This window comes from Methanobacterium veterum (assembly GCF_000745485.1).
Lineage (GTDB): Archaea > Methanobacteriota > Methanobacteria > Methanobacteriales > Methanobacteriaceae > Methanobacterium_D > Methanobacterium_D veterum.
Genome location: NZ_JQJK01000014.1, coordinates 135,361 through 154,216, shown reverse-complemented (window position 1 = coordinate 154,216; position 18,856 = coordinate 135,361). Strand labels below are relative to the sequence as shown.

Annotated in this window: 21 protein-coding genes; 12 read left to right on the top strand and 9 right to left on the bottom strand. The window is 33.9% G+C overall.

What is annotated here, in order from left to right:
• Positions 1-22 precede the first annotated feature (22 nt).
• From cbiT to EJ01_RS06690, 3 genes are all read left to right on the top strand, one after another.
• Positions 23-586, top strand: coding sequence for a precorrin-6Y C5,15-methyltransferase (decarboxylating) subunit CbiT (gene cbiT / locus EJ01_RS06700; protein ID WP_048081187.1), 564 nt, complete (start codon positions 23-25; stop codon positions 584-586).
• An 11-nt stretch (positions 587-597) separates the two neighbouring features.
• A complete protein-coding gene (locus EJ01_RS06695; RefSeq protein WP_048081188.1) occupies positions 598-1,389 on the top strand; it encodes a hypothetical protein in 792 nt (263 codons plus the stop codon).
• 197 nt (positions 1,390-1,586) lie between these two features.
• Positions 1,587-1,850 carry a pseudomurein-binding repeat-containing protein gene (locus EJ01_RS06690; RefSeq protein WP_048081189.1) on the top strand — a complete coding sequence of 88 codons (264 nt, stop codon included), beginning with the start codon at positions 1,587-1,589 and terminating at the stop codon, positions 1,848-1,850.
• Between the two features lie 238 nt (positions 1,851-2,088).
• On the opposite strand, the gene serB is transcribed toward EJ01_RS06690, so the two are convergent.
• Together serB and EJ01_RS06680 are read right to left on the bottom strand one after the other, a co-directional pair.
• Complete coding sequence (serB, locus tag EJ01_RS06685; protein WP_048081190.1) at positions 2,089-3,585, bottom strand: phosphoserine phosphatase SerB; 1,497 nt, start codon at positions 3,583-3,585, stop codon at positions 2,089-2,091.
• Positions 3,586-3,618: 33 nt separating this feature from the next.
• Positions 3,619-4,164 (bottom strand): TATA-box-binding protein, encoded by a 546-nt coding sequence (locus EJ01_RS06680; protein ID WP_048081191.1) that lies wholly within the window; start codon positions 4,162-4,164, stop codon positions 3,619-3,621.
• 334 nt (positions 4,165-4,498) lie between these two features.
• Between EJ01_RS06680 and EJ01_RS06675 the strand changes: the two genes are divergently transcribed.
• The 6 genes from EJ01_RS06675 to EJ01_RS06650 all read left to right on the top strand — a co-directional run bounded on the left by EJ01_RS06675 (position 4,499) and on the right by EJ01_RS06650 (position 11,268).
• Positions 4,499-4,909, top strand: a complete 411-nt coding sequence (locus EJ01_RS06675) for a hypothetical protein (RefSeq protein ID WP_048081192.1) — start codon at positions 4,499-4,501, stop codon at positions 4,907-4,909.
• Between the two features lie 205 nt (positions 4,910-5,114).
• Positions 5,115-6,905, top strand: coding sequence for an adenosylcobalamin-dependent ribonucleoside-diphosphate reductase (locus EJ01_RS06670; protein WP_048081193.1), 1,791 nt, complete (start codon positions 5,115-5,117; stop codon positions 6,903-6,905).
• A gap of 113 nt (positions 6,906-7,018) precedes the next feature.
• Positions 7,019-7,570, top strand: coding sequence for a class IV adenylate cyclase (gene cyaB / locus EJ01_RS06665; protein ID WP_048081194.1), 552 nt, complete (start codon positions 7,019-7,021; stop codon positions 7,568-7,570).
• 484 nt (positions 7,571-8,054) lie between these two features.
• Positions 8,055-9,230, top strand: a complete 1,176-nt coding sequence (locus tag EJ01_RS06660; protein WP_048081195.1) for a homocitrate synthase family protein — start codon at positions 8,055-8,057, stop codon at positions 9,228-9,230.
• Between the two features lie 48 nt (positions 9,231-9,278).
• A complete protein-coding gene (gene hacA / locus EJ01_RS06655; RefSeq protein WP_048081196.1) occupies positions 9,279-10,526 on the top strand; it encodes a homoaconitase large subunit in 1,248 nt (415 codons plus the stop codon).
• Between the two features lie 202 nt (positions 10,527-10,728).
• Complete coding sequence (locus EJ01_RS06650; protein WP_048081197.1) at positions 10,729-11,268, top strand: chorismate lyase; 540 nt, start codon at positions 10,729-10,731, stop codon at positions 11,266-11,268.
• A gap of 185 nt (positions 11,269-11,453) precedes the next feature.
• On the opposite strand, the gene EJ01_RS06645 is transcribed toward EJ01_RS06650, so the two are convergent.
• The gene (locus EJ01_RS06645; protein WP_211253431.1) at positions 11,454-12,203 is read right to left on the bottom strand and encodes an alpha/beta hydrolase; all 750 of its coding nucleotides are present in this window, start codon (positions 12,201-12,203) and stop codon (positions 11,454-11,456) included.
• Positions 12,163-12,432, bottom strand: coding sequence for a hypothetical protein (locus tag EJ01_RS17680; protein ID WP_211251424.1), 270 nt, complete (start codon positions 12,430-12,432; stop codon positions 12,163-12,165). The genes EJ01_RS06645 and EJ01_RS17680 overlap by 41 nt, the downstream gene beginning before the upstream one ends.
• Before the next feature lie 325 nt (positions 12,433-12,757).
• Between EJ01_RS17680 and fen the strand changes: the two genes are divergently transcribed.
• Together fen and EJ01_RS06635 are read left to right on the top strand one after the other, a co-directional pair.
• Positions 12,758-13,747, top strand: a complete 990-nt coding sequence (gene fen, locus EJ01_RS06640; RefSeq protein ID WP_048081198.1) for a flap endonuclease-1 — start codon at positions 12,758-12,760, stop codon at positions 13,745-13,747.
• A 15-nt stretch (positions 13,748-13,762) separates the two neighbouring features.
• Positions 13,763-14,206, top strand: coding sequence for a hypothetical protein (locus tag EJ01_RS06635; RefSeq protein ID WP_048081199.1), 444 nt, complete (start codon positions 13,763-13,765; stop codon positions 14,204-14,206).
• Positions 14,207-14,267: 61 nt separating this feature from the next.
• On the opposite strand, the gene EJ01_RS16445 is transcribed toward EJ01_RS06635, so the two are convergent.
• From EJ01_RS16445 to EJ01_RS17800, 4 genes are all read right to left on the bottom strand, one after another.
• Complete coding sequence (locus EJ01_RS16445) at positions 14,268-14,918, bottom strand: zinc dependent phospholipase C family protein (protein WP_052375921.1); 651 nt, start codon at positions 14,916-14,918, stop codon at positions 14,268-14,270.
• Positions 14,919-15,257: 339 nt separating this feature from the next.
• The gene (gene mer / locus EJ01_RS06625; protein WP_048081200.1) at positions 15,258-16,223 is read right to left on the bottom strand and encodes a 5,10-methylenetetrahydromethanopterin reductase; all 966 of its coding nucleotides are present in this window, start codon (positions 16,221-16,223) and stop codon (positions 15,258-15,260) included.
• Positions 16,224-16,875: 652 nt separating this feature from the next.
• Complete coding sequence (locus EJ01_RS17805) at positions 16,876-17,280, bottom strand: hypothetical protein (RefSeq protein WP_052375918.1); 405 nt, start codon at positions 17,278-17,280, stop codon at positions 16,876-16,878.
• A 73-nt stretch (positions 17,281-17,353) separates the two neighbouring features.
• Positions 17,354-17,839, bottom strand: a complete 486-nt coding sequence (locus tag EJ01_RS17800) for a hypothetical protein (protein WP_052375916.1) — start codon at positions 17,837-17,839, stop codon at positions 17,354-17,356.
• A gap of 307 nt (positions 17,840-18,146) precedes the next feature.
• Between EJ01_RS17800 and EJ01_RS06605 the strand changes: the two genes are divergently transcribed.
• On the top strand, positions 18,147-18,650 hold the full coding sequence (locus EJ01_RS06605; protein WP_048081202.1) for a GNAT family N-acetyltransferase: 504 nt from the start codon (positions 18,147-18,149) through the stop codon (positions 18,648-18,650).
• Positions 18,651-18,654: 4 nt separating this feature from the next.
• On the opposite strand, the gene EJ01_RS17230 is transcribed toward EJ01_RS06605, so the two are convergent.
• On the bottom strand, positions 18,655-18,804 hold the full coding sequence (locus EJ01_RS17230; RefSeq protein WP_157197572.1) for a hypothetical protein: 150 nt from the start codon (positions 18,802-18,804) through the stop codon (positions 18,655-18,657).
• Between the last annotated feature and the right edge of the window lie 52 nt (positions 18,805-18,856).

Sequence of the window (18,856 nt, the reverse complement as noted above, 5' to 3'; positions counted from 1 at the left end):
ATAAAATCTAATAATGATTCATATGATTTCGGATGATGAATTTATAACTCACAAAGATGTACCTGGACCAACCAAAGAAGAAATAAGATGCCTTGTTATGTGCAAATCAAGGGTATCGCCAGATGATATTGTAGTTGATATAGGCTGTGGAACAGGAGGGTTAACTTTAGAATTTGCTAAAAGGTCACGTCTTGTTTATGCAGTGGATAAAAATTTAGATGCACTAAATACAACAGAAAAAAACCTTAAAAAACATAACCTGGATAAAAAAGTACATTTTATCCATAGTGATGCCCTTGAAGCCTTGAAAGACATTGAAACCTTTGATATTTTGATGATTGGGGGAAGTGGTGGAGATTTGCCTCTTTTAATAGAAGAAGGCTACCAGAAACTCACACAAAACGGGAAAATAGTGGTTACTTCAATTTTACTTGAAACCCCTGTTGAAGCGGTTGAAACTATGAAGAAATTCCAGATGGATATTGATATAGTTGATGTATCCATTTCAAAGGGACGTATCATGAAAAGAGGAACTATGATGCTTGCAAGGAACCCTATAACTATTGTTACTGGCAAAAAAAATTGAAGGGGATAACTATGGAAATACGGAAGTATATGAATAACTGGAGAGTCCGTTTAGGTATAGCATTAATTATACTAGCTGCAATTCTTTATATTACTAATTTCTTACTTTTTAGAGATTTACACGACACTTTGTTCTATCTAGATATAGATTTAGCGTTTATTCCTATAGAAGCCCTTATTATCGTTCTTGTTTTAGAATGGATAATAGGTGAAAGGGAAAAAAGAAATCTACTTCAAAAAATGAACATGGTCATAGGGTCCTTTTTCAGTGAAGTTGGAACTGAGTTACTGGCAGGAATTTCAGAATTTGACTCTAAAACTGAAAAGATAAGGAAAAAGTTGATTATGACTGATGAATGGACTAAAAAAGATTTTTTAGAGGCAAGCAACCGAATCAAAAATTACAATTTCCATGTGTATATTGGAGAGAACAACCCTGATTCAATACATTACCTTCATGAATTAAAAGTATTCCTTGTTAAAAACAGGGAGTTTATGCTGCGCCTTTTGGCAAACCCTAACTTACTGGAACATGACTCATTTACAGACCTGTTATGGGCAGTGTTTCATTTAACTGAAGAACTTGAAAATAGAACTGATTTAACAAATCTCCCTAAAGCAGATTATCAACATCTTGCAGGAGATACAGAAAGAGCATACAGCTTACTGGTTTATGAATGGCTGCAGTACATGGAACATCTCATGGAAAACTATCCTTATCTTTTCTCGCTTGCTATAAGGACTAATCCATTTAATCCAGATGCCAGTGTAGAAATTCAAGACCCTCCAAAGGGAATGGTTTAATATAAAGCCATAGCAGACAATAGTTAGCTTACGAAAACCTTAATAGTGTATAAAACCAATCTTAACTATCTGACCATACATAACTTTAAATTAGAAATGTTCATGTTAGATGTAAAAAAACTGGAAAATTTTACACACATGAACTATTACAAATTATGGTATGATCACGTCGCAATCAATTTAATAGAGGAAATCAAATGGAAAGACTTAACCTCAAACAGTACAGGGAAATGGTCAGTTTTATACTGGATTATAAAAAGACACATGGAAAAATGCCAGAGCATGTAATGGTTAAAGGATATAAAATCTCCAAGAAAGAGTATATAAACATGATAGAACGTGTTAATAAATTTATACTTGAGATGGGGAGAAATCCGCGAACGGTTGATATTGAACCATCACCAAAAGAGTACCTGGCTGATTATCCAGAAGATGACTTAGATGATAATATTGACCTTTAAAACTATTCTATTTTAATAACTAATTTTATTTTGCATTAAATGAATAGTAACCCACATTTTTATAAGTAAAAATAACTAATTTTAGTTTACATTAATGAATATTAACCCACTAATAGTAAAAATGACTAATTTTAGTTTATTAATGAATATTAACCTTTAAAAATAACTGATTTAATTATACAGCAATTAACTCAATTTTAAAAAGTAAAATAAATTAAAAATAAAAAAAATAAGCTAGTTAAATAACATTATGCTTTTGCAAGAGCATTAATTCATCTCTATTTAACTTTTTACCGCTTTTGAACTTTTCATATATTTCTTCAGCATGTGCTTTTTCTTTAATATTTTCTTTTGCGGTAGCTTCACTTTCTCTATTTCGCTTTTTAGACCTGACTTTATCAAGTTTTTTATTTATCTTGCGAATGTGTCCTAGAACTTCCCTTACTTCCTCATGTTTTTTGGAAGCGGTATTTTTGGTTTCAATAAACGTGTTATGGGCTTCATCTGCTTTTTTCCTTATCCCGTCTATTCTCTGGAAATATTCGAGCATCTGTTCGTGGGTAGACTGAGCCTCATCTGAAAGTTCAACAACTTTAGCATGGTATGTTTCGGACTGTTCTTTAAGTTCCACTGCTTCACTATGGATCTTCTCGTCTTCCTGCATAGTTTGAAGTTTCTTTTGCAGTTCTGTGACCTTTTTAACCAGTTCGTTCTCTTTCTTAATATCAAGAACTTTTGTTTCTATGGTCTTATCAAGACGTTTAATTTCCTTTTCAATGTTTACTATATCTCGTTTTCCAGACGCCCATTCCATGCTCTTGAGTTTATCATTAGTCTGGTCTCTCAGAGTTTTATATTTTTTAACTTCTACGTTAGTTTTATCACGTTTATCTCTAAACTCAATTGCTTTGTTGAGATTTTCTTTAATACTTGCGTTTAAATCATCCCTTACCTGCCTTTGAGATCGGGCTTCACTGTTTAACTCATCACGTTCTTTAGTGAGTCCATTTAATTTCTTTTCATACTCTCTCTTTTCAGCAAGTAATTTATCAAAGCTTTCTTCTTTAACTGGAGTTTCTGGAACTTCCACTTTATCTTTATTATCCATATTATCTTCAAATAGAGGTAATAATTCTTTCAAATCTTTTTTCTCAATTACAACATCTGCAATTTCCCTTAAAACAGGTTTTGCATTAAAAGCTATTCCTAGCTTGACCATTTCAAGCATGGAAACATCATTTGCACCATCGCCAACCGCTGCGCATTCATCTGCAGATATATCTTCTTTTTTCATCAAATCAGTTAACACGTCTGCTTTAGAACCATTTACAAGAGGTCCGCTTACTTCACCAGTTAAGACACCGTCTTCTTCATGTAAAGTGTTCGAAACTGCGTAATCAAGATTCAATTCTTCTTTCATACGGTTTGCGATGACTTCAAAACTACCGGTTATAGTTGCAATTTTGTATCCTCTTTCTTTAAGCACTTCAATAGTTTCTTTGGCTCCTTCCATTAGAGGAATGTCATAGATTGCCTTTTTAATATCATCAACTGAAGCGCCTTTAAGTAAAGCAACTCTCTCTTTGATTGATGTTTCGAAATCCAGTTCTCCTTCCATGGCTTTTTTTGTTATTTCTGATATTTTGTCTTCAATTCCCATTAATTTGCCAATTTCGTCTATGGCTTCACTGTCTATAAGGACATTATCAAGATCAAAGGCTATTAGTTTAATCAAAAGATCACCGATATATAATCAAATTTTAAGGATTTAAATTAAATCCAGTTCACCCAGTCTTTCCTTCGTTTTTTCAACGCCGAGCTGAGCATCGTCTATGGTTTTTGCACCAGTACATACTACTTTTCCAGAACCGAACAATAATAATACAACTTTAGGGTCTTCAAGTCTGTAAACTAAACCTGGAAATTGTTCTGGTTCGTATTCTGTATTTTCTAAATCTAATGCTACTGCTTCAAGGTTTAATGTTTTTCCTAAATTTGCAGAAGCAACTATGTTCTGTACTTTAATATTAAATTCTTCTGGTATTTCTGAATCAAGTTTCCTCATTTTGTCTACAGTAATATGTATAGCTTTTACTGAATCATCTATAGATTTCGCGCCAGTACATACTAATTTTCCTGATCCAAATATAAGAGCTGCTGTTTTAGGCTCTTTAAGCTTGTAAACAAGTCCTGGGAACTGTTCCAGGTTATATTCGACACCTTCTAGCGCCGGAGCTACCTTAGGCAGTTCAATTGATTTTCCAAGAGTTGCAGAAGCTACAATATTTTCAACTTTAATTGGTACATCTGTCAAGCACATTCCTCCAGGTTTTAATTCATTATCATTGATTTATATTTTTTATAAATCTACATTAAAATTTGTCTTTGTATCTTAGGTAATAATTATCTAGAAATCATCGAGATAAAAGTACAATACTGATTTAATTTGAAATAAATATCATCTAAAAATGCAGTTTACTTTAAAATTGATCACACTTGTTTTTAAATTTAATGCGTCATAGTTCAATAAGATATTGATACTGATACTTCCAAATATTACACTAGATTTATTAACTATATTTATAATAGATAAATCTATTTATATATGTTTCTTAACATCCCATTAAAATATATCTATAGGCAAGACCATGATAAGCCCAAAAGTGTACCAACAACAAATTCAAGATCTCGGAATTGAAGGCATGGTTGTATCTCCCAGAAATATAGAAGAAGCATTGATTCTTTTAGATGCACTTGAAGAAATAGAAAAAATTTTAGAACGGATAAGACACAACATCCGTATAGATGTAAGAGCCATTAGAGTAGATTATATAGAAAAAATAAAAGGTATAAAAGATTCTTCAAAAGTAATGGGCATTTACAGTAAACAACGCCCCATGAAAGACAAAATCAATGACAAAAGAAAATTAATAGACGAACGCGACTTGAAAATCGCGCCCTACGAATCTATTGAATATACTGTGGATGAATACCTGAGACAGATTAAAAGTATAAAAAATTATCTTAAAAATTATTCCAGAGAACATTCCCATGGGTAAATAATTAGAAAATTAATTTATTTTTATTAAACCTTCAATTTGAGTTAATTCTTAATTCACCCAATTCTAGTTTTATTAGTCCAAGCATTGTCCCCTACAACTTATTTTTACACTTAACCAAAATTTCAATTGGTTATAGAAAAGACGATATTATTGAAAATCAATATATTACTATTGTATGCAATCACCTAAAGGAGGCACTTAAATCAAATCAAAAAATGATTTAAAAATTTCATTTAATGCACTTAAGGTGCTTCAAAAAAGGTATTTAATTAAAGATGAAGATGGAAATATTATTGAAACTCCAGAAAAAATGTTTAAAAGAGTTTCAAAAGCAGTAGCAAGTGCAGATAATTTATATAATGATACTGATACTTCTAAAACAGAAAAAGAATTTTACCGTGCCATGTCCCGGCTTGAGTTTCTTCCAAATTCACCAACTTTGATGAATGCAGGTACACCCATTAACCAGCTTTCTGCATGTTTTGTCATATACATAGAAGATTCTATAAACGGCATCTTCAATGCATTAAAAAATATGGCACTCATTCACAAGTCAGGGGGTGGAGTTGGATTTTCATTTTCTAAGATAAGGCCTAAAGGTGATGTTGTAAAATCAACAAAAGGAGTTGCATCCGGACCAACATCCTTCATGAAAATATTTGATGTCGCCACAGAAGTTATAAAACAGGGCGGAAGGAGAAGAGGGGCAAATATGGGAATACTGGATATCAGACATCCAGATATAATTGAATTTATTAAATCAAAGGAACATAAAGGTGTTCTAACTAATTTTAACATTTCTGCAGCTGTTGATGATGAATTCATGAATGCCGCTGCAAATAGTGAGGAATATGATCTTATAAATCCAAGAAATGGAAAACATGTTAAAAAGCTGAATGCGGGAAAAGTGTTTGACACCATAGTAAATACAGCATGGAAATGCGGAGATCCCGGAATTATATTTATTGATGAAATAAACAGGAAAAATACAATCCCTAATGCAGGTATAATAGAAGCTAGCAACCCCTGCGCCGAGCAACCGCTTCTAAATTACGAATCATGTAATTTAGGCTCCATAAACCTGACAAAAATGGTTAAATCGGGCGAAATTGATTTTAATAAGTTAAAAAATATAGTTGAAACTGCTGTACACTTCTTAGATAATGTAATTGATGTAAATAATTTCCCAATTTCAAAAGTAGAAACTGAAACCCTTAAAAATAGAAAAATTGGTTTGGGAATTATGGGATTTGCAGAAATGCTTATAATGCTTGAAATTCCCTATGATTCACAGGATGCACTCGATACAGCTGAAGAAATAATGAAATTTATTACATACCATGCCAAAAAGGCTTCAGCCAAATTAGGGAAATTAAGAGGTTCTTTTCCTAATTTTAAAGGGAGTATATATGATAAAAAAGGTTTTCAAGCTATGAGAAATGCAACAGTGACTACTATTGCACCTACAGGCACCATAAGCATAATTGCAGATACAACCAGCGGAATCGAGCCGCTGTTTGCTGTTTCATTTATTCGTGACGTAATGGAAGGAGAAAAGCTGCTGGAGGTCAATAAACTCTTTGAAAGTACCGCAAAGAAAGAGGGATTTTACAGCAAGGAATTAATGAGTGAAATTGCTAAAAAAGGGTCCATACAAAATATAGATGAAATTAGCGAAAGTATTAAAAGAGTATTCCAAACCGCACATGAAATAGGCCCCAAGTGGCATGTGAAAATGCAGGCAGCATTTCAAAAACACGTGGATAATGCAGTTTCAAAAACCGTGAATTTACCGAATAATGCTTCTCCAGAAGACGTAAAAGAAATTATGTTAATGGCCTACAAACTTAAGTGCAAGGGAATTACAGTGTATCGATATGGAAGTAAAAAACAGGTTTTATATTTAAATTCATACCAAGGTAACAACAAGAAGTATCTAAATGTTGATTCAGAATATTCCGGAGGATGCCCTTCCTCAAGCTGTCCACTTTAAGTGGACATATAATAAGAATAAGACACATCATATAAAATAATAGAATAAAGCCCATATTAATCAGGTGTTATAAATTTAGAGAGTAAATTAAAAATTATATTGATGGTGGTTTAATGATAGAAGTTGAAGCTAAAGCTCATGTTAACGATTTTAACAGCATTCTGGAAAAGTTAAAAGAAATTGGTGCTGAAAAAGTAATGGTAGAACACCAGAAAGATACCTATTTTAACAACCCTGAGTACAGGGATTTTGAAAAAAGTGATGAAGCACTGCGAATAAGGAATACTACTATAAATAACGAAAAATCTGAGATAATCCTTACATACAAAGGCCCTAAACTGGATGATGTAAGTAAAACACGTAAAGAAATAGAAGTTAACGTAGAAGACTCCAAAAATGCTGGTTTAATCTTAGAAAATCTTGGATTTAAACCTGCTGCAGATGTAGAAAAAGAAAGAACCACCTATTCCTTTCAGGAGTTCACCATATCACTTGATAAAGTTCACAAAGTTGGAAAATTTGTTGAAATAGAAAAAGGAATGGTTGAAGGGGAAGATTTTAAAGAAGCAATTGATAAAATATTTCAAATATATAAAAAACTCGGAATTGAAGACGGGTTTGAGAGAAGATCATATTTGGAACTTATGGGAGTTTATAAAGATTGAAAACTCCTAAAATTGTTTTTATAGATTTATTTTGCATTAACTGCATACATCTTAAAATTAATTTAAATCCCAAAATATCAACACCAAGATAAATATTAAACTGAATAATTACACGTAATTTCCAAAATTTATTCTTTTTTTGTCAATTTAATTTCATTTAAGGTTGCCATTTGGATAATAATACATTAAAAATAGATAAATAATCACAAAAAATGCAAATACTATATTTTATATAAATTAAAAACAAAAAGTACATAGCTTAAAAAGGTAAAATTGATAAAAAAACTAAACTTAATATACAATTATTATTCTACTTAGATCAATTTAGATATCAATATAGTTTCATAACTTGAATAGTAATGTAAAAAATCGTTAAACCATACAGATATTAAAATAAAGCACGATTTAAGGTATGCATTGCATTTAAGGTATTATAACTAATACAAAGCGCATAAACGGAAAATAAACTAAGGTGGGGAACGTTTTGAAATATTTTGTCAGTCCTTATAACGACTCGGTAGATTTGAAATTTCCAAAAGATATCACAATATATGATACGACAATGAGAGATGGGGAACAAACCCCCGGAGTATGTTTAAGACCTTCTGAAAAGTTACAAATTGCAAGAAAACTTGATGAACTTGGAATACATCAAATAGAAGCTGGATTTCCAATAGTTTCCGAAGAAGAACAACGTGCTGTTAAAGGAATCGTAGATGAAGATTTAGATGCACAGATAATCTGTTTATCAAGGACCAAAAAAGAAGATATTGATGTGGCACTGGACTGCGACGTTGACGGTATAATCACATTCATGGCAACTTCAGACCTACATTTAAAACACAAATTTAACATGACCAGAGAAGAGGTCTTAAATATGTGTATGGGGGCTGTTGAATATGCAAAGGACCACGGCGTTTTTGTAGCATTTTCAGCCGAAGATGCCACCAGAACTGATTTAAACGTTTTAAAAGATACCTACAAAAGAGCCGAAGAATATGGTGTTGATAGAATACACATAGCTGATACAGTAGGTGCATTAAGCCCTCAAGGTGCAGAATATCTCGTAAAAGAAATAAGAAAAGATATCAAGACCGGAATAGCAATGCACTGCCACAATGACTTCGGACTTGCCGTTGCAAACACCATTTCAGGGTTCCTTGGTGGTGCAAATGCTGCATCAACTACTGTAAATGGAATAGGTGAGAGGGCAGGAAACACATCACTTGAAGAGCTGGTAATGAGTTTAAGAATTATTTACGGCCTTGATTTAGGATTCAATATTAAACATTTCTATGAACTTTCAAGACTGGTTGAAAAACTTACAGGTGTTTCAGTACCTGATAACAAAGCAATAGTAGGAAGAAACGTGTTCAGACATGAGTCAGGAATTCATGTAGATGCAGTTATCGAAGAACCACTTACATATGAGCCCTTTTTACCAGAACTAATTGGTCACCACAGAAAAATAGTCCTTGGAAAACATTCAGGCTGTAGGGCAGTTAAAGCGAAGCTTGACGCATGTGGAATCGAAGTAACCAATGACGAACTATGTAAAATCGTTGACCAGGTTAAAAAAAGTAGAGAAAAAGGCAAATACATAAATGACGAACTTTTCAATGAGATAGTCCGGTCTGTACGCAGTATGGCAGACCTGTAATTTACTATTTTAAACACCTTTAAACATTTATATCCCAGGTTTGATCTTATGAATATCACAGAAAAAATACTTTCACGAGCATCAGGGAAAAAAGAAGTACATCCCGGAGAAATTATCGAAGCTGACATCGATTTAGCAATGTCACACGACGGAACATCGCCGCCCACCATAAAAACATTTCACAATGTTGCCCAAAAGGTTTGGGACCCTGAAAAGATTGTCATTGTTTTTGATCACAATATTCCTGCAAACAACATCGGCTCTGCCGAATTTCAAAAGGTAGCAAAGAAATTTGCAAAGGAACAGGGAATAACAAACTTATACACCCACGGAGAAGGCATATGCCACCAGGTACTGCCTGAACGAGGTTATGTCAAGCCAGGTAAAGTCATAGTCGGTGCAGATTCACATACATGTACTTATGGAGCTTTTGGAGCTTTCGCAACAGGTATGGGTGCAACAGACCTTGCAATGGTATATGCAACTGGTAAAACCTGGTTTATGGTACCTGAAGCGTTTAAAGTGACTGTTAACGGTGCATTAGGGAAATTTGTATCTGCAAAAGATGTTGTGCTCAACGTGGCTAATGAAATCGGGTCATCTGGCGCGACCTACAAATCACTGGAATTCCACGGGGAAACAATTGATTCAATGCACCCTGCAGGAAGAATGACAATCTGCAACATGGCAATCGAAATGGGGGCCAAAAACGGAATCATGGAACCAAATAAAAAGACCCTTGAATACCTGAAAAATATAGGGGTCACTGATTTTGAAGTTGTCCGGTCAGATAAAGATGCCGTCTACGAAAAAGAATACTCTTTTGATGTAGATGACCTTGAACCTCAAATTTCATGTCCTCACGACGTGGATAATGTTAAAGGTATTTCCAATGTAAAAGGTGTATCTATAGACCAGGCGCTCATTGGGTCATGTACCAACGGACGGCTTGAAGATCTGAGGGAAGCAGCAGAAGTTCTAAATGGCAGAAAAGTACATGGAGATGTAAGGCTGCTTGTAATACCTGCCTCCGCCAATATATATAAACAGGCCTTAAAAGAAGGGCTTATTGAAACATTTATAGATGCAGGGGCCATAGTATGCAACCCTGGATGCGGACCATGCTTAGGCGCCCACATGGGAGTTATAGGTTCTGATGAAGTATGTGTTTCCACCACAAACAGGAATTTTATGGGTAGAATGGGAGACCCCGAATCGTACCTGTACCTTGCAAATCCAGCAGTTGTAGCCTATTCCGCAGTTTTAGGAGAAATATCAAATCCTCAAGATTTATAAACACTGTCGGACATGGCATGTACTATTAACAACCGTTGCAAATTCAGGTTACACCTTCAATCAACATTTTTTAGGAAGAATATAGATTTTAGGTTGAAAAAATTCATAAAATCTGTCAGGAACAAGATTAAATAATAACCATAACGAACCTTTGAAACCCCTCAAGTTCATTAAATACTAAAAAAACACTCAAGGGAAAAATATGAACATGAATGTAATGGACCGAATAAAAGAAGTGGAAAATGACATAGGAAACCTTTCAAGCGCTCAAAAAATACTCCTTGCAACTGATGGATCAGTTACAACAATACTGGACGTATTAAAAGGACATATAAATGTTGAAACACTTGTTCAGGAATTCAGGGAAGCTGATGATGCTCAAGCCCAAGATCTAGGCATCAACAAAGGGGACACCATCAATTACAGAACAGTAGTTATGAGCCACAAGCCGGAAGAGCCACTCATACATGCTATATCACTGACTCCAGTTGATAAACTTACCAACAACTTCAAAGAAGACCTTCTAAAGGCAGATATTCCTATTGGGCGCATACTCAGGAAATATAACATTGAATCAAGAAGGGAAGTAACCCATATAGGCTCTGAAGAACCAGATGAAGAGCTTAGATCAATATTCCATACAGATTCAACCATGCTTACAAGGGTTTACAACATAATCTATAAAGATGAAATCTTAATCCAGATAAAGGAAACATTCCCTTACAGTTTATTCCGGGAATAAACACTAAAAGATTAAATCTTAATCCAGATAAAGGAAACCTCCCCATACAGCTTATTTAGGGAATAAATTAGAAATTCAAGTTTATTACCCAAAATAAGTTAATATTATCTTTTTATATTTTAAATGAATTATTATATTCTGTTTAGACTTAACTTAATATATCACAGATTGCATTTCTAAATAACCTAAGATTGCTTTAAATTAGCATCAAAGAAGTCCAAAATCTTTTTTATGTTCTCTGTAGTGAAGAACTGTTCATCCCCATGTCCAGCACCTTGAATAATTTCAAGATATACTTTTTTATCTCCAATTACGATTTTTAGTTTACCTGCAAAGTCTACAGATTGCTGGTAAGGAATCACCCTATCAGAAGTTCCATGCTGTATAAAAAAAGCTGGATCATCGATTGAGATGTATGTCTCAGGATTAGCTTTAGCCACCTGGCCAGGAATTGTGGAAATATCCTGCCCCATGAGTTTTGATTCCAGAGAACTGCTTATGTTACATGTTTCTCCATTAATTCCGCTTTCAACGAACTGCTGGTCTATGGTACCAAAATTAATAGGCCCATATAAGTCAACGACTGCTTGAACTCTATCAGAAACATTGGAATTTCCCAGGCTAGAATTTTGAAGCTCTGTTACGCCTCCGGAGGTACCTACCAGTGCAGCCAAATAACCCCCTGCTGAATTTCCAATAACACCAATTTCACGGGGTTCCATATTATACCATTTTGCATTAGCCCTTAAATAACGAATAGCTGCTTTAACATCATTAATTTGGGCTGGAAATTTCGCCTCACTACTTAAGCGGTAGTTAATTGAGACAAACGCATAACCTCTGTCTAAGGCTGCTTGTTTAATTTTATTTAGTCCAGAACTGTTTTTATCTCCTTTATAAAAACTTCCACCATGGACCTTTATAAAAACTTCCACCATGGACCGCTATAATAACTGGATAAGGTCCTGTTGTATTTGGAAGATAAATATCCATTTTTTCAGCTGAAGATAAGTTGGCATAAGCGACATTGGTCAAGCTTTGGCCTGTAATGTTACTGGAGGTATTAACCTCAGTTTGAGAAGCATTTAAAAACCATGATGTGCCCCCAAATACAGTTAAAATCACCAAGATTAATATAACAACTATTTTCGAATTATTCCACATATTATATCCTCATACAACATAAATTTTATAATTTATTTAAAGATTTACCAGATTTATACCCAAATCTATATTAAAAGACCCTTAACATTTATTATAAGAAGTTTAGAAGAGATTTTTAGAGATCACTGCCGTTGCAGACATGAAAATCATATTCTTAATATTAACTTTGCAATTTGTACTAAAAACAATTTATGATAAATATCAAACAAAAATAATAATCTCTAAAATCAGTTTAGATAAATTTAATAAACGATTCACAGATAATTATTTAGAGAATAATCATTTTAAGCCAGACATTATTTTTTAAGATTACAGGTGATAGAGAATGGGACTTAAATTTAGAGACATTGTATCCTCTCATGAAATAAAATTAGATGAATTAAAGGGCAAAACAGTAGCATTAGATGCTGCAAATACTATTTATCAATTTTTATCAAGTATCAGGCAGATGGACGGCACTCCGCTCATGGACAGCCAGGGAAATGTCACTTCTCACCTGAGCGGTATCCTTTACAGGACCTCGTCCCTTGTTGAAAAGGGAATTAAACCTATTTATGTTTTTGACGGCAAAGCCCATGTCCTTAAAAAAGATACGCAGGACGGGAGGCGGCAGATAAGGGAAGAAGCGGAAGTTCAGTGGAAAAAAGCTGTTGATGAAGGCCGGATTGAAGATGCACGTAAGTTTGCAATGCGTTCATCCAGGATGACTCCTGATATCATTGAAGGGTCTAAAAAGCTCCTTGATTTAATGGGAATTCCCTATATTCAGGCAATATCAGAGGGTGAAGCCCAGGCTTCTTACATGGTTGAAAGAGGAGATGCATGGTGTGTTGCGTCACAGGATTACGACTGTCTGCTTTTTGGAGCCCCCCGAATGCTTAAAAATATAGCTGCCAGAGGTTCTAAATCAAGGCTAGAAATGATTAACCTTAATGAAATCCTGGAAATGAACGGTTTGACCCGTGAACAGCTTGTTGACGTTGCAGTGCTTGTAGGTACCGACTTCAACGAAGGAATAAAAGGAGTTGGGGCTAAAAAAGGCCGTAATTTGATTAAAAAACACGGCGATGTTTTCAAGGCATTGAAACACCTGAAAGCAGAAATGGATGTTGACCCCCAGGAGATCAGGGATATCTTCTTAAACCATGATTGTATCGAGGATTACGATATTAAGTGGAATAAACCGGATAAAGAAGGGGCAATCAAGTTTCTATCTGACGAGCATGATTTTTCAGCGGACCGCGTTGTTAGTGCTCTAGACAAGTTGAAGAAGTTGAATCCCGCTCAAAAGAGTTTAGAGCAGTGGTTTGGTTAGATCTATACAGATAACATGAATAAACAATTTATACGCAAGTACCTTAAACCACGTCTTATAATGAGGCTTAGAATTTACTCTGCTGTAATGATCATCATGATGGTTATTATAGCTTTTGAAGTGCTGCAGCATACAGTTACTATTTCACTGGCGGCATGTGGGATAATTATAGGCTTTGTAATAGGAACAATAGTCAGCCGCATGTATCACCTGAGCTGGGACGAAGAGACCAGCTATGTTATCGGCCGCATAGACAAAATAGGCGCGTTTATTCTCGTGTTTTATTTGATCTTCGTATTTACCCGGACCCATTTTTTAGGGTACTGGATACAGGGAGCTCCATTATTGGCCCTTATTCTCAGCATTACATCAGGGACTATGCTGGGTAGGGTGATGAGCACGAGAAAAGGCATAAATAAGATTTTAAAGGCATTAAAAATTTACGATGTCTTAAGTTGATCTTCCGTGAGGAGGCTTAAAAAGTGAAAGGCATGAAAATAACAATGAAATATTAAACAACTTATTGAATACATTCAATTATTGCATTATACGCTATCACTGCGGCATTATCTAAATCAAGTTGAATTAGGACCATACTCCTTTTTTCAATCCACATGTCCCATCTTGTTTCCCCCGTTTTGTATGCTTCGGTTAATTTTGAGTTTAGACTTTCATTGTGTCCTACTACAGAGAAATTTATGTCTTTAAACTGATCTTCCCTGTACCATATTGCAGAGGGTTTCATTTCTTTAGCTATCCTTTCATAATTTTTATGGTCTGATTGGCTGATATTTGCACAATGGGCAACTACATAAGAATCTGAAATATAATGGGATGCCACTCCAAAACAGTAACTCGCATAATTGTAGTTGCCCTCATGATATGCTTTTTTTCCTTTTTTTAACCATTTTATGGCTTTTTCATAGCTTTTAGGATATTTATGGCCTCCATTTCCACCGTCTTTAAATATTAAATCAGGAGCAGCAGCCCCCACTCGCATCTCACTTAAATTCAGGTTATACTGCACATTAAGGGGCATTGCATAGTAAATTTTTTCTGCAATGTTTTTATGTGTAATTACATGCCACGCAGACGCTGAAGGAGAAAATACTAAACTAACTACAAGTAAAACTATTAAAGTTTTTATCAGTCCCCTAATAACTTCAATCACTCCATAATAATTTAATCATGACCAAAAAATGTCACGAGCACCAGTTCTATAATATGAATGTATAAGTTATTAAATATTAGTATTAATTTCTTACTAACAAAAAGTAGTAGTATCCCTCATTAATTCAAACAATATTTTCCAACAATTTTCAAACTTAAAAGAGATCCTATCCAATTTTAAATAATTGAGGTGATCAATCTGAAATAAATTTAATTTCATTCGGTGAATAATCAAAATAAAAATACAATTGTTGAAACTGTGGCTTTACTTTTCAAAATAAAAAAAAATTAAGTTGTATTTTTAATCCATTGGTGATAAACTACATGCCTGGACTAAAGATTAAAATGTAGATATAACATCTCCCAGTAGTTTTATGGATTTTTCCTTATCAGGGCCAATTGGTGAACCTGCAACAAACTGAGTTACACCCATTTCCCCAAGGGCTTCAATTTTTGGTATGAAATCATCAGGTGCCCCACAAACAGAGAATGCGTCCATTAATTTATTATCTACAGCACCGATTGCCCCTCCAAAGTCTCCTTTACCAAGAAGTTCTGCTATTTTTCCAGCTACAGCATCATCTATGCCGTGTCTTTTTAAAACAGGTGCTGGCGAGCCCCTTGCAATAAATGCCACTACTATTTTAGCTGCACCAACAGCTTTACCTGCATCATCGTCAATGGAACAGCAGGTGTATGCTGCAACATCTACATCCTTTATACTTTTACCGCCTGCTTCTGCCCCTTCTTTTATAAGTGGAATTGCAGCTTCGAAATCTTTAGGATTTGACGCGTTAATTAAGACACCTTCGGAAATTTCCCCAGCGGTTTTAAGCATCATAGGCCCTTGAGCCCCCATATAAATTGGGACTTTTTCCTGGACTGCTTTAACACCTTTAAGGAATGCACCGCTTTCAGTTTTTTCTTTGCTGAGCAGTGTTTCCATGGTGGCGATGGATTCTTTTAGTGTGCTTACTGGTTTTGTCCATTCGATGCCTAACGCGTCAAAAGATGCTTTATCCCCAGGCCCAATACCTAAAGTCACCCTCCCGTTTGACAGTTCATCTATAGTTGCAATTGCTGAAGCAGTTATGGCCGGATTTCTGACGTAGGGATTGGTTACCCCCGGACCAATTTTTATGGTTTCAGTCCCTTCAGCCACCAGCCCTAATGTTACGTAGACATTTTTATTGTCGTAATGGTCTGTAACCCACGCATATTCAAATCCAACATCTTCTGCCAGTTTTACCAGCTTAACAATTTTATTTACTGGCTCGTTTGGAAGAAATTCTATACCAAATTTCATATCATTTACCTCCTTTAAAACTCACGGTCATTTTTTATTAAAACCAATGGTAACTTTTTTATAAAACCACTGGTCATTATTTATTATAACTGGCGGTCATTATTTATAAATGTTTTGTTTTTTCTGTAAAGGGACTATAATTAAAATTGATGGATTAAAACAAGTATAAACAATGCCTAATTATATTTTTAAATTTTAATATATGATAAAAATAAATTAAATAGATTTAAATTCATAAAAATAATAAAATCGAATATTTATGCAAGTATCTATCTACTATTAAACATGAAAATTAACCACAACAAAATTGCCTTAATTTTAACTGTAATTGGGGCTGCCCTCTTTGTAATTAATGGCATAGATGTATTTTTAGGGTATAAAATAACACATGGAAAAGGGTTTCAAGTTTTAGGATTAATTTTAATTGCCGTTGGGCTTTTAGTTTGGAGGGTTAAAATTCAATAGAAACTCAAACTATAGTTTTAGGGATGGATACTATCTTTAAAAAGTTTTAAAATTTTTAAATTTACTCTTTAAATACATTTTAAGGCTGTAAACCTTGAATAAATGGTTAATATAAATATCTAAGAAAAAATATCAATGTTTATTTTTTATATCCAAATATAAGTTATTTAACTGGTTAAAATAGTGTTCAATGGAAAAATGCCTTATAAAAGATAAGGAAGGCCAAAACAGCAATGATAGGTGCTAAACAGATAGCCATTATTACTTTTCCATGAAAATTGGCCCTTTCATCATCGCGGGTAGTAAGATATATCCCACATGCAAATGCGAATATTCCCCCAAAAATAATTAGAGCATAACCCAAGAATATTTCTGAGCTATAATCTTTGAATTCATCATTATATGAAATTAAAGAATCACTGGTGCTTTGTAATAACTGCCCCCCACATTCACATTCCAAATCAAAGCTTTCTGGTGATTCTCCAGGTTGTAATTCGTAATAACCCCCACAAGTATCACATACTAAATAACTTAAGGCCATCCCTTCCGTTTTAGCCCTTAATCTTTGTGAAATTTCTTTATTGGATACCATTTTAGAACCCATATAACTATTTTGAAAAGATTTAATTCTTTAAATAATTTTTAAATCCTAAAGCAGGTTAGAATTAACGAGAAGTATGAACATTTGGCCGGACACTGGCAATATCTGAGGAAGAATTAATAGTAGTAGGGCCATTGAAATATGAATTATAAAGGATAAGTGCTTCAATGGCATAAACAATGCATATGAGTCCAATAACAAGGCCAATTACTATTATTATTTTCCCGTGTAATTTTGCCCTTTCATTATCTCTTGTAATAAGATAAAGCCCACCTATTAACCCAGGTATCCCGCCAAAAATTAATAAAACATAAGACACTGCTATTGCAGTTCCATAATCCTTGTATTCATCTTCATATGAAGTTAAAGAATTGCTGGTGCTTTGTATTAAATGTCCTCCACATTCACATTTAGTGTCAAAATCTTTTAGAGATTCTCCGGGCTGTAATTCATAATATCCTCCGCACTTGTTACAGACTAAATAACTATTTAATGACGATCCTTTCCTTTTATTCCTCAGCCTTTGGGAGATTTCATCGTTTGAGACCATTTTTGCACCTTTTAGATTTGATTTTGAGTAGAATATGTTAAAAACATGTAATTCTTTAAATAATCAGTTGATTTATGTTATTAATAAAACTTTCACATTTTTGACTTAAAAAAATATGATTTTTTGGTGAATCATGTTTTAGGGGCTTTTGATAAGCTTAACTACTCAAAAAAGTTTAAAATTGTAATTTAACTGATTGAAACTCCCAAAAATAAGTCTATTATCAAATATTTATTCTCCCCTAAGAATTTATTTGACAGCATATTATTTCCGTAAGCTTTATTATTATGTTTAATAATTTAATTTTATGGCTAAAAAAGTATTCCCTGAAGAATTGACAATTAAAAAATTAGATAATCATGATTTTTCCAATTTTGACTGCGGGGATACTGATTTAAATGATTTTATCCGAAGTGATGCCAAAATCCAGATGAAATCAAAAATTAATATTACATACGTCTGTATATACAATAAGAAACCTGTGGGATTTGTAACTTTATCAAGCGATTCCATTAAAATTAATCTAGAAGACAAGGAAAGAATTGGAATTAAATATTCTGCGTTCCCTGCTTTAAAAATCGGCAGATTAGCTGTCCATAAAAAGTATAGGAAAAGAAGTATAGGGTCTCTGATAATTCTGTGGGTTACAGGTAAAGCCCTTGAACTTTGTGAAGAAATAGGAATCCGATTTATTTCCGTTGATTCCTACAGGAAAGCAGAAATTTTTTACATGAAAAATTATTTTGTAAAATTAGAAAAGAGCGAAAATGAACATATCCCCATGTACTCTGATTTAAACCACTGGGAATAAATTATTACTTATTAGATTCAATTATACTATGGACTTCACGAGCCCTTCTTAAAAATTTCTTTTTTCCTTCACTTGGAGGCTCATTCAATCTTTCTACAAACTTATCCGCATACTTACCTGTTATAGTTGGTGTTGCCCTTATTGCTTTTGCCATTATTTACACTCCATTAATAACTACTTTACTATCTATATTATTAAGTATATAA

What these genes read in the sequence shown, in the direction of transcription:
- cbiT (WP_048081187.1), top strand. Translation starts at nt 23, where the DNA reads ATGATTTCGGATGATGAATTTATAACTCACAAAGATGTACCTGGACCA.
- mer (WP_048081200.1), bottom strand. Translation starts at nt 16,223, where the DNA reads ATGAAATTTGGTATAGAATTTCTTCCAAACGAGCCAGTAAATAAAATT.
- EJ01_RS17230 (WP_157197572.1), bottom strand. Translation starts at nt 18,804, where the DNA reads ATGGCAAAAGCAATAAGGGCAACACCAACTATAACAGGTAAGTATGCG.
- hacA (WP_048081196.1), top strand. Translation starts at nt 9,279, where the DNA reads ATGAATATCACAGAAAAAATACTTTCACGAGCATCAGGGAAAAAAGAA.
- fen (WP_048081198.1), top strand. Translation starts at nt 12,758, where the DNA reads ATGGGACTTAAATTTAGAGACATTGTATCCTCTCATGAAATAAAATTA.
- EJ01_RS17805 (WP_052375918.1), bottom strand. Translation starts at nt 17,280, where the DNA reads ATGGTATCCAATAAAGAAATTTCACAAAGATTAAGGGCTAAAACGGAA.
- cyaB (WP_048081194.1), top strand. Translation starts at nt 7,019, where the DNA reads ATGATAGAAGTTGAAGCTAAAGCTCATGTTAACGATTTTAACAGCATT.
- EJ01_RS06605 (WP_048081202.1), top strand. Translation starts at nt 18,147, where the DNA reads ATGGCTAAAAAAGTATTCCCTGAAGAATTGACAATTAAAAAATTAGAT.
- EJ01_RS06695 (WP_048081188.1), top strand. Translation starts at nt 598, where the DNA reads ATGGAAATACGGAAGTATATGAATAACTGGAGAGTCCGTTTAGGTATA.
- EJ01_RS06690 (WP_048081189.1), top strand. Translation starts at nt 1,587, where the DNA reads ATGGAAAGACTTAACCTCAAACAGTACAGGGAAATGGTCAGTTTTATA.
- EJ01_RS06650 (WP_048081197.1), top strand. Translation starts at nt 10,729, where the DNA reads ATGAACATGAATGTAATGGACCGAATAAAAGAAGTGGAAAATGACATA.
- EJ01_RS17680 (WP_211251424.1), bottom strand. Translation starts at nt 12,432, where the DNA reads ATGTGGAATAATTCGAAAATAGTTGTTATATTAATCTTGGTGATTTTA.
- EJ01_RS06675 (WP_048081192.1), top strand. Translation starts at nt 4,499, where the DNA reads ATGATAAGCCCAAAAGTGTACCAACAACAAATTCAAGATCTCGGAATT.
- EJ01_RS17800 (WP_052375916.1), bottom strand. Translation starts at nt 17,839, where the DNA reads ATGGTCTCAAACGATGAAATCTCCCAAAGGCTGAGGAATAAAAGGAAA.
- EJ01_RS06635 (WP_048081199.1), top strand. Translation starts at nt 13,763, where the DNA reads ATGAATAAACAATTTATACGCAAGTACCTTAAACCACGTCTTATAATG.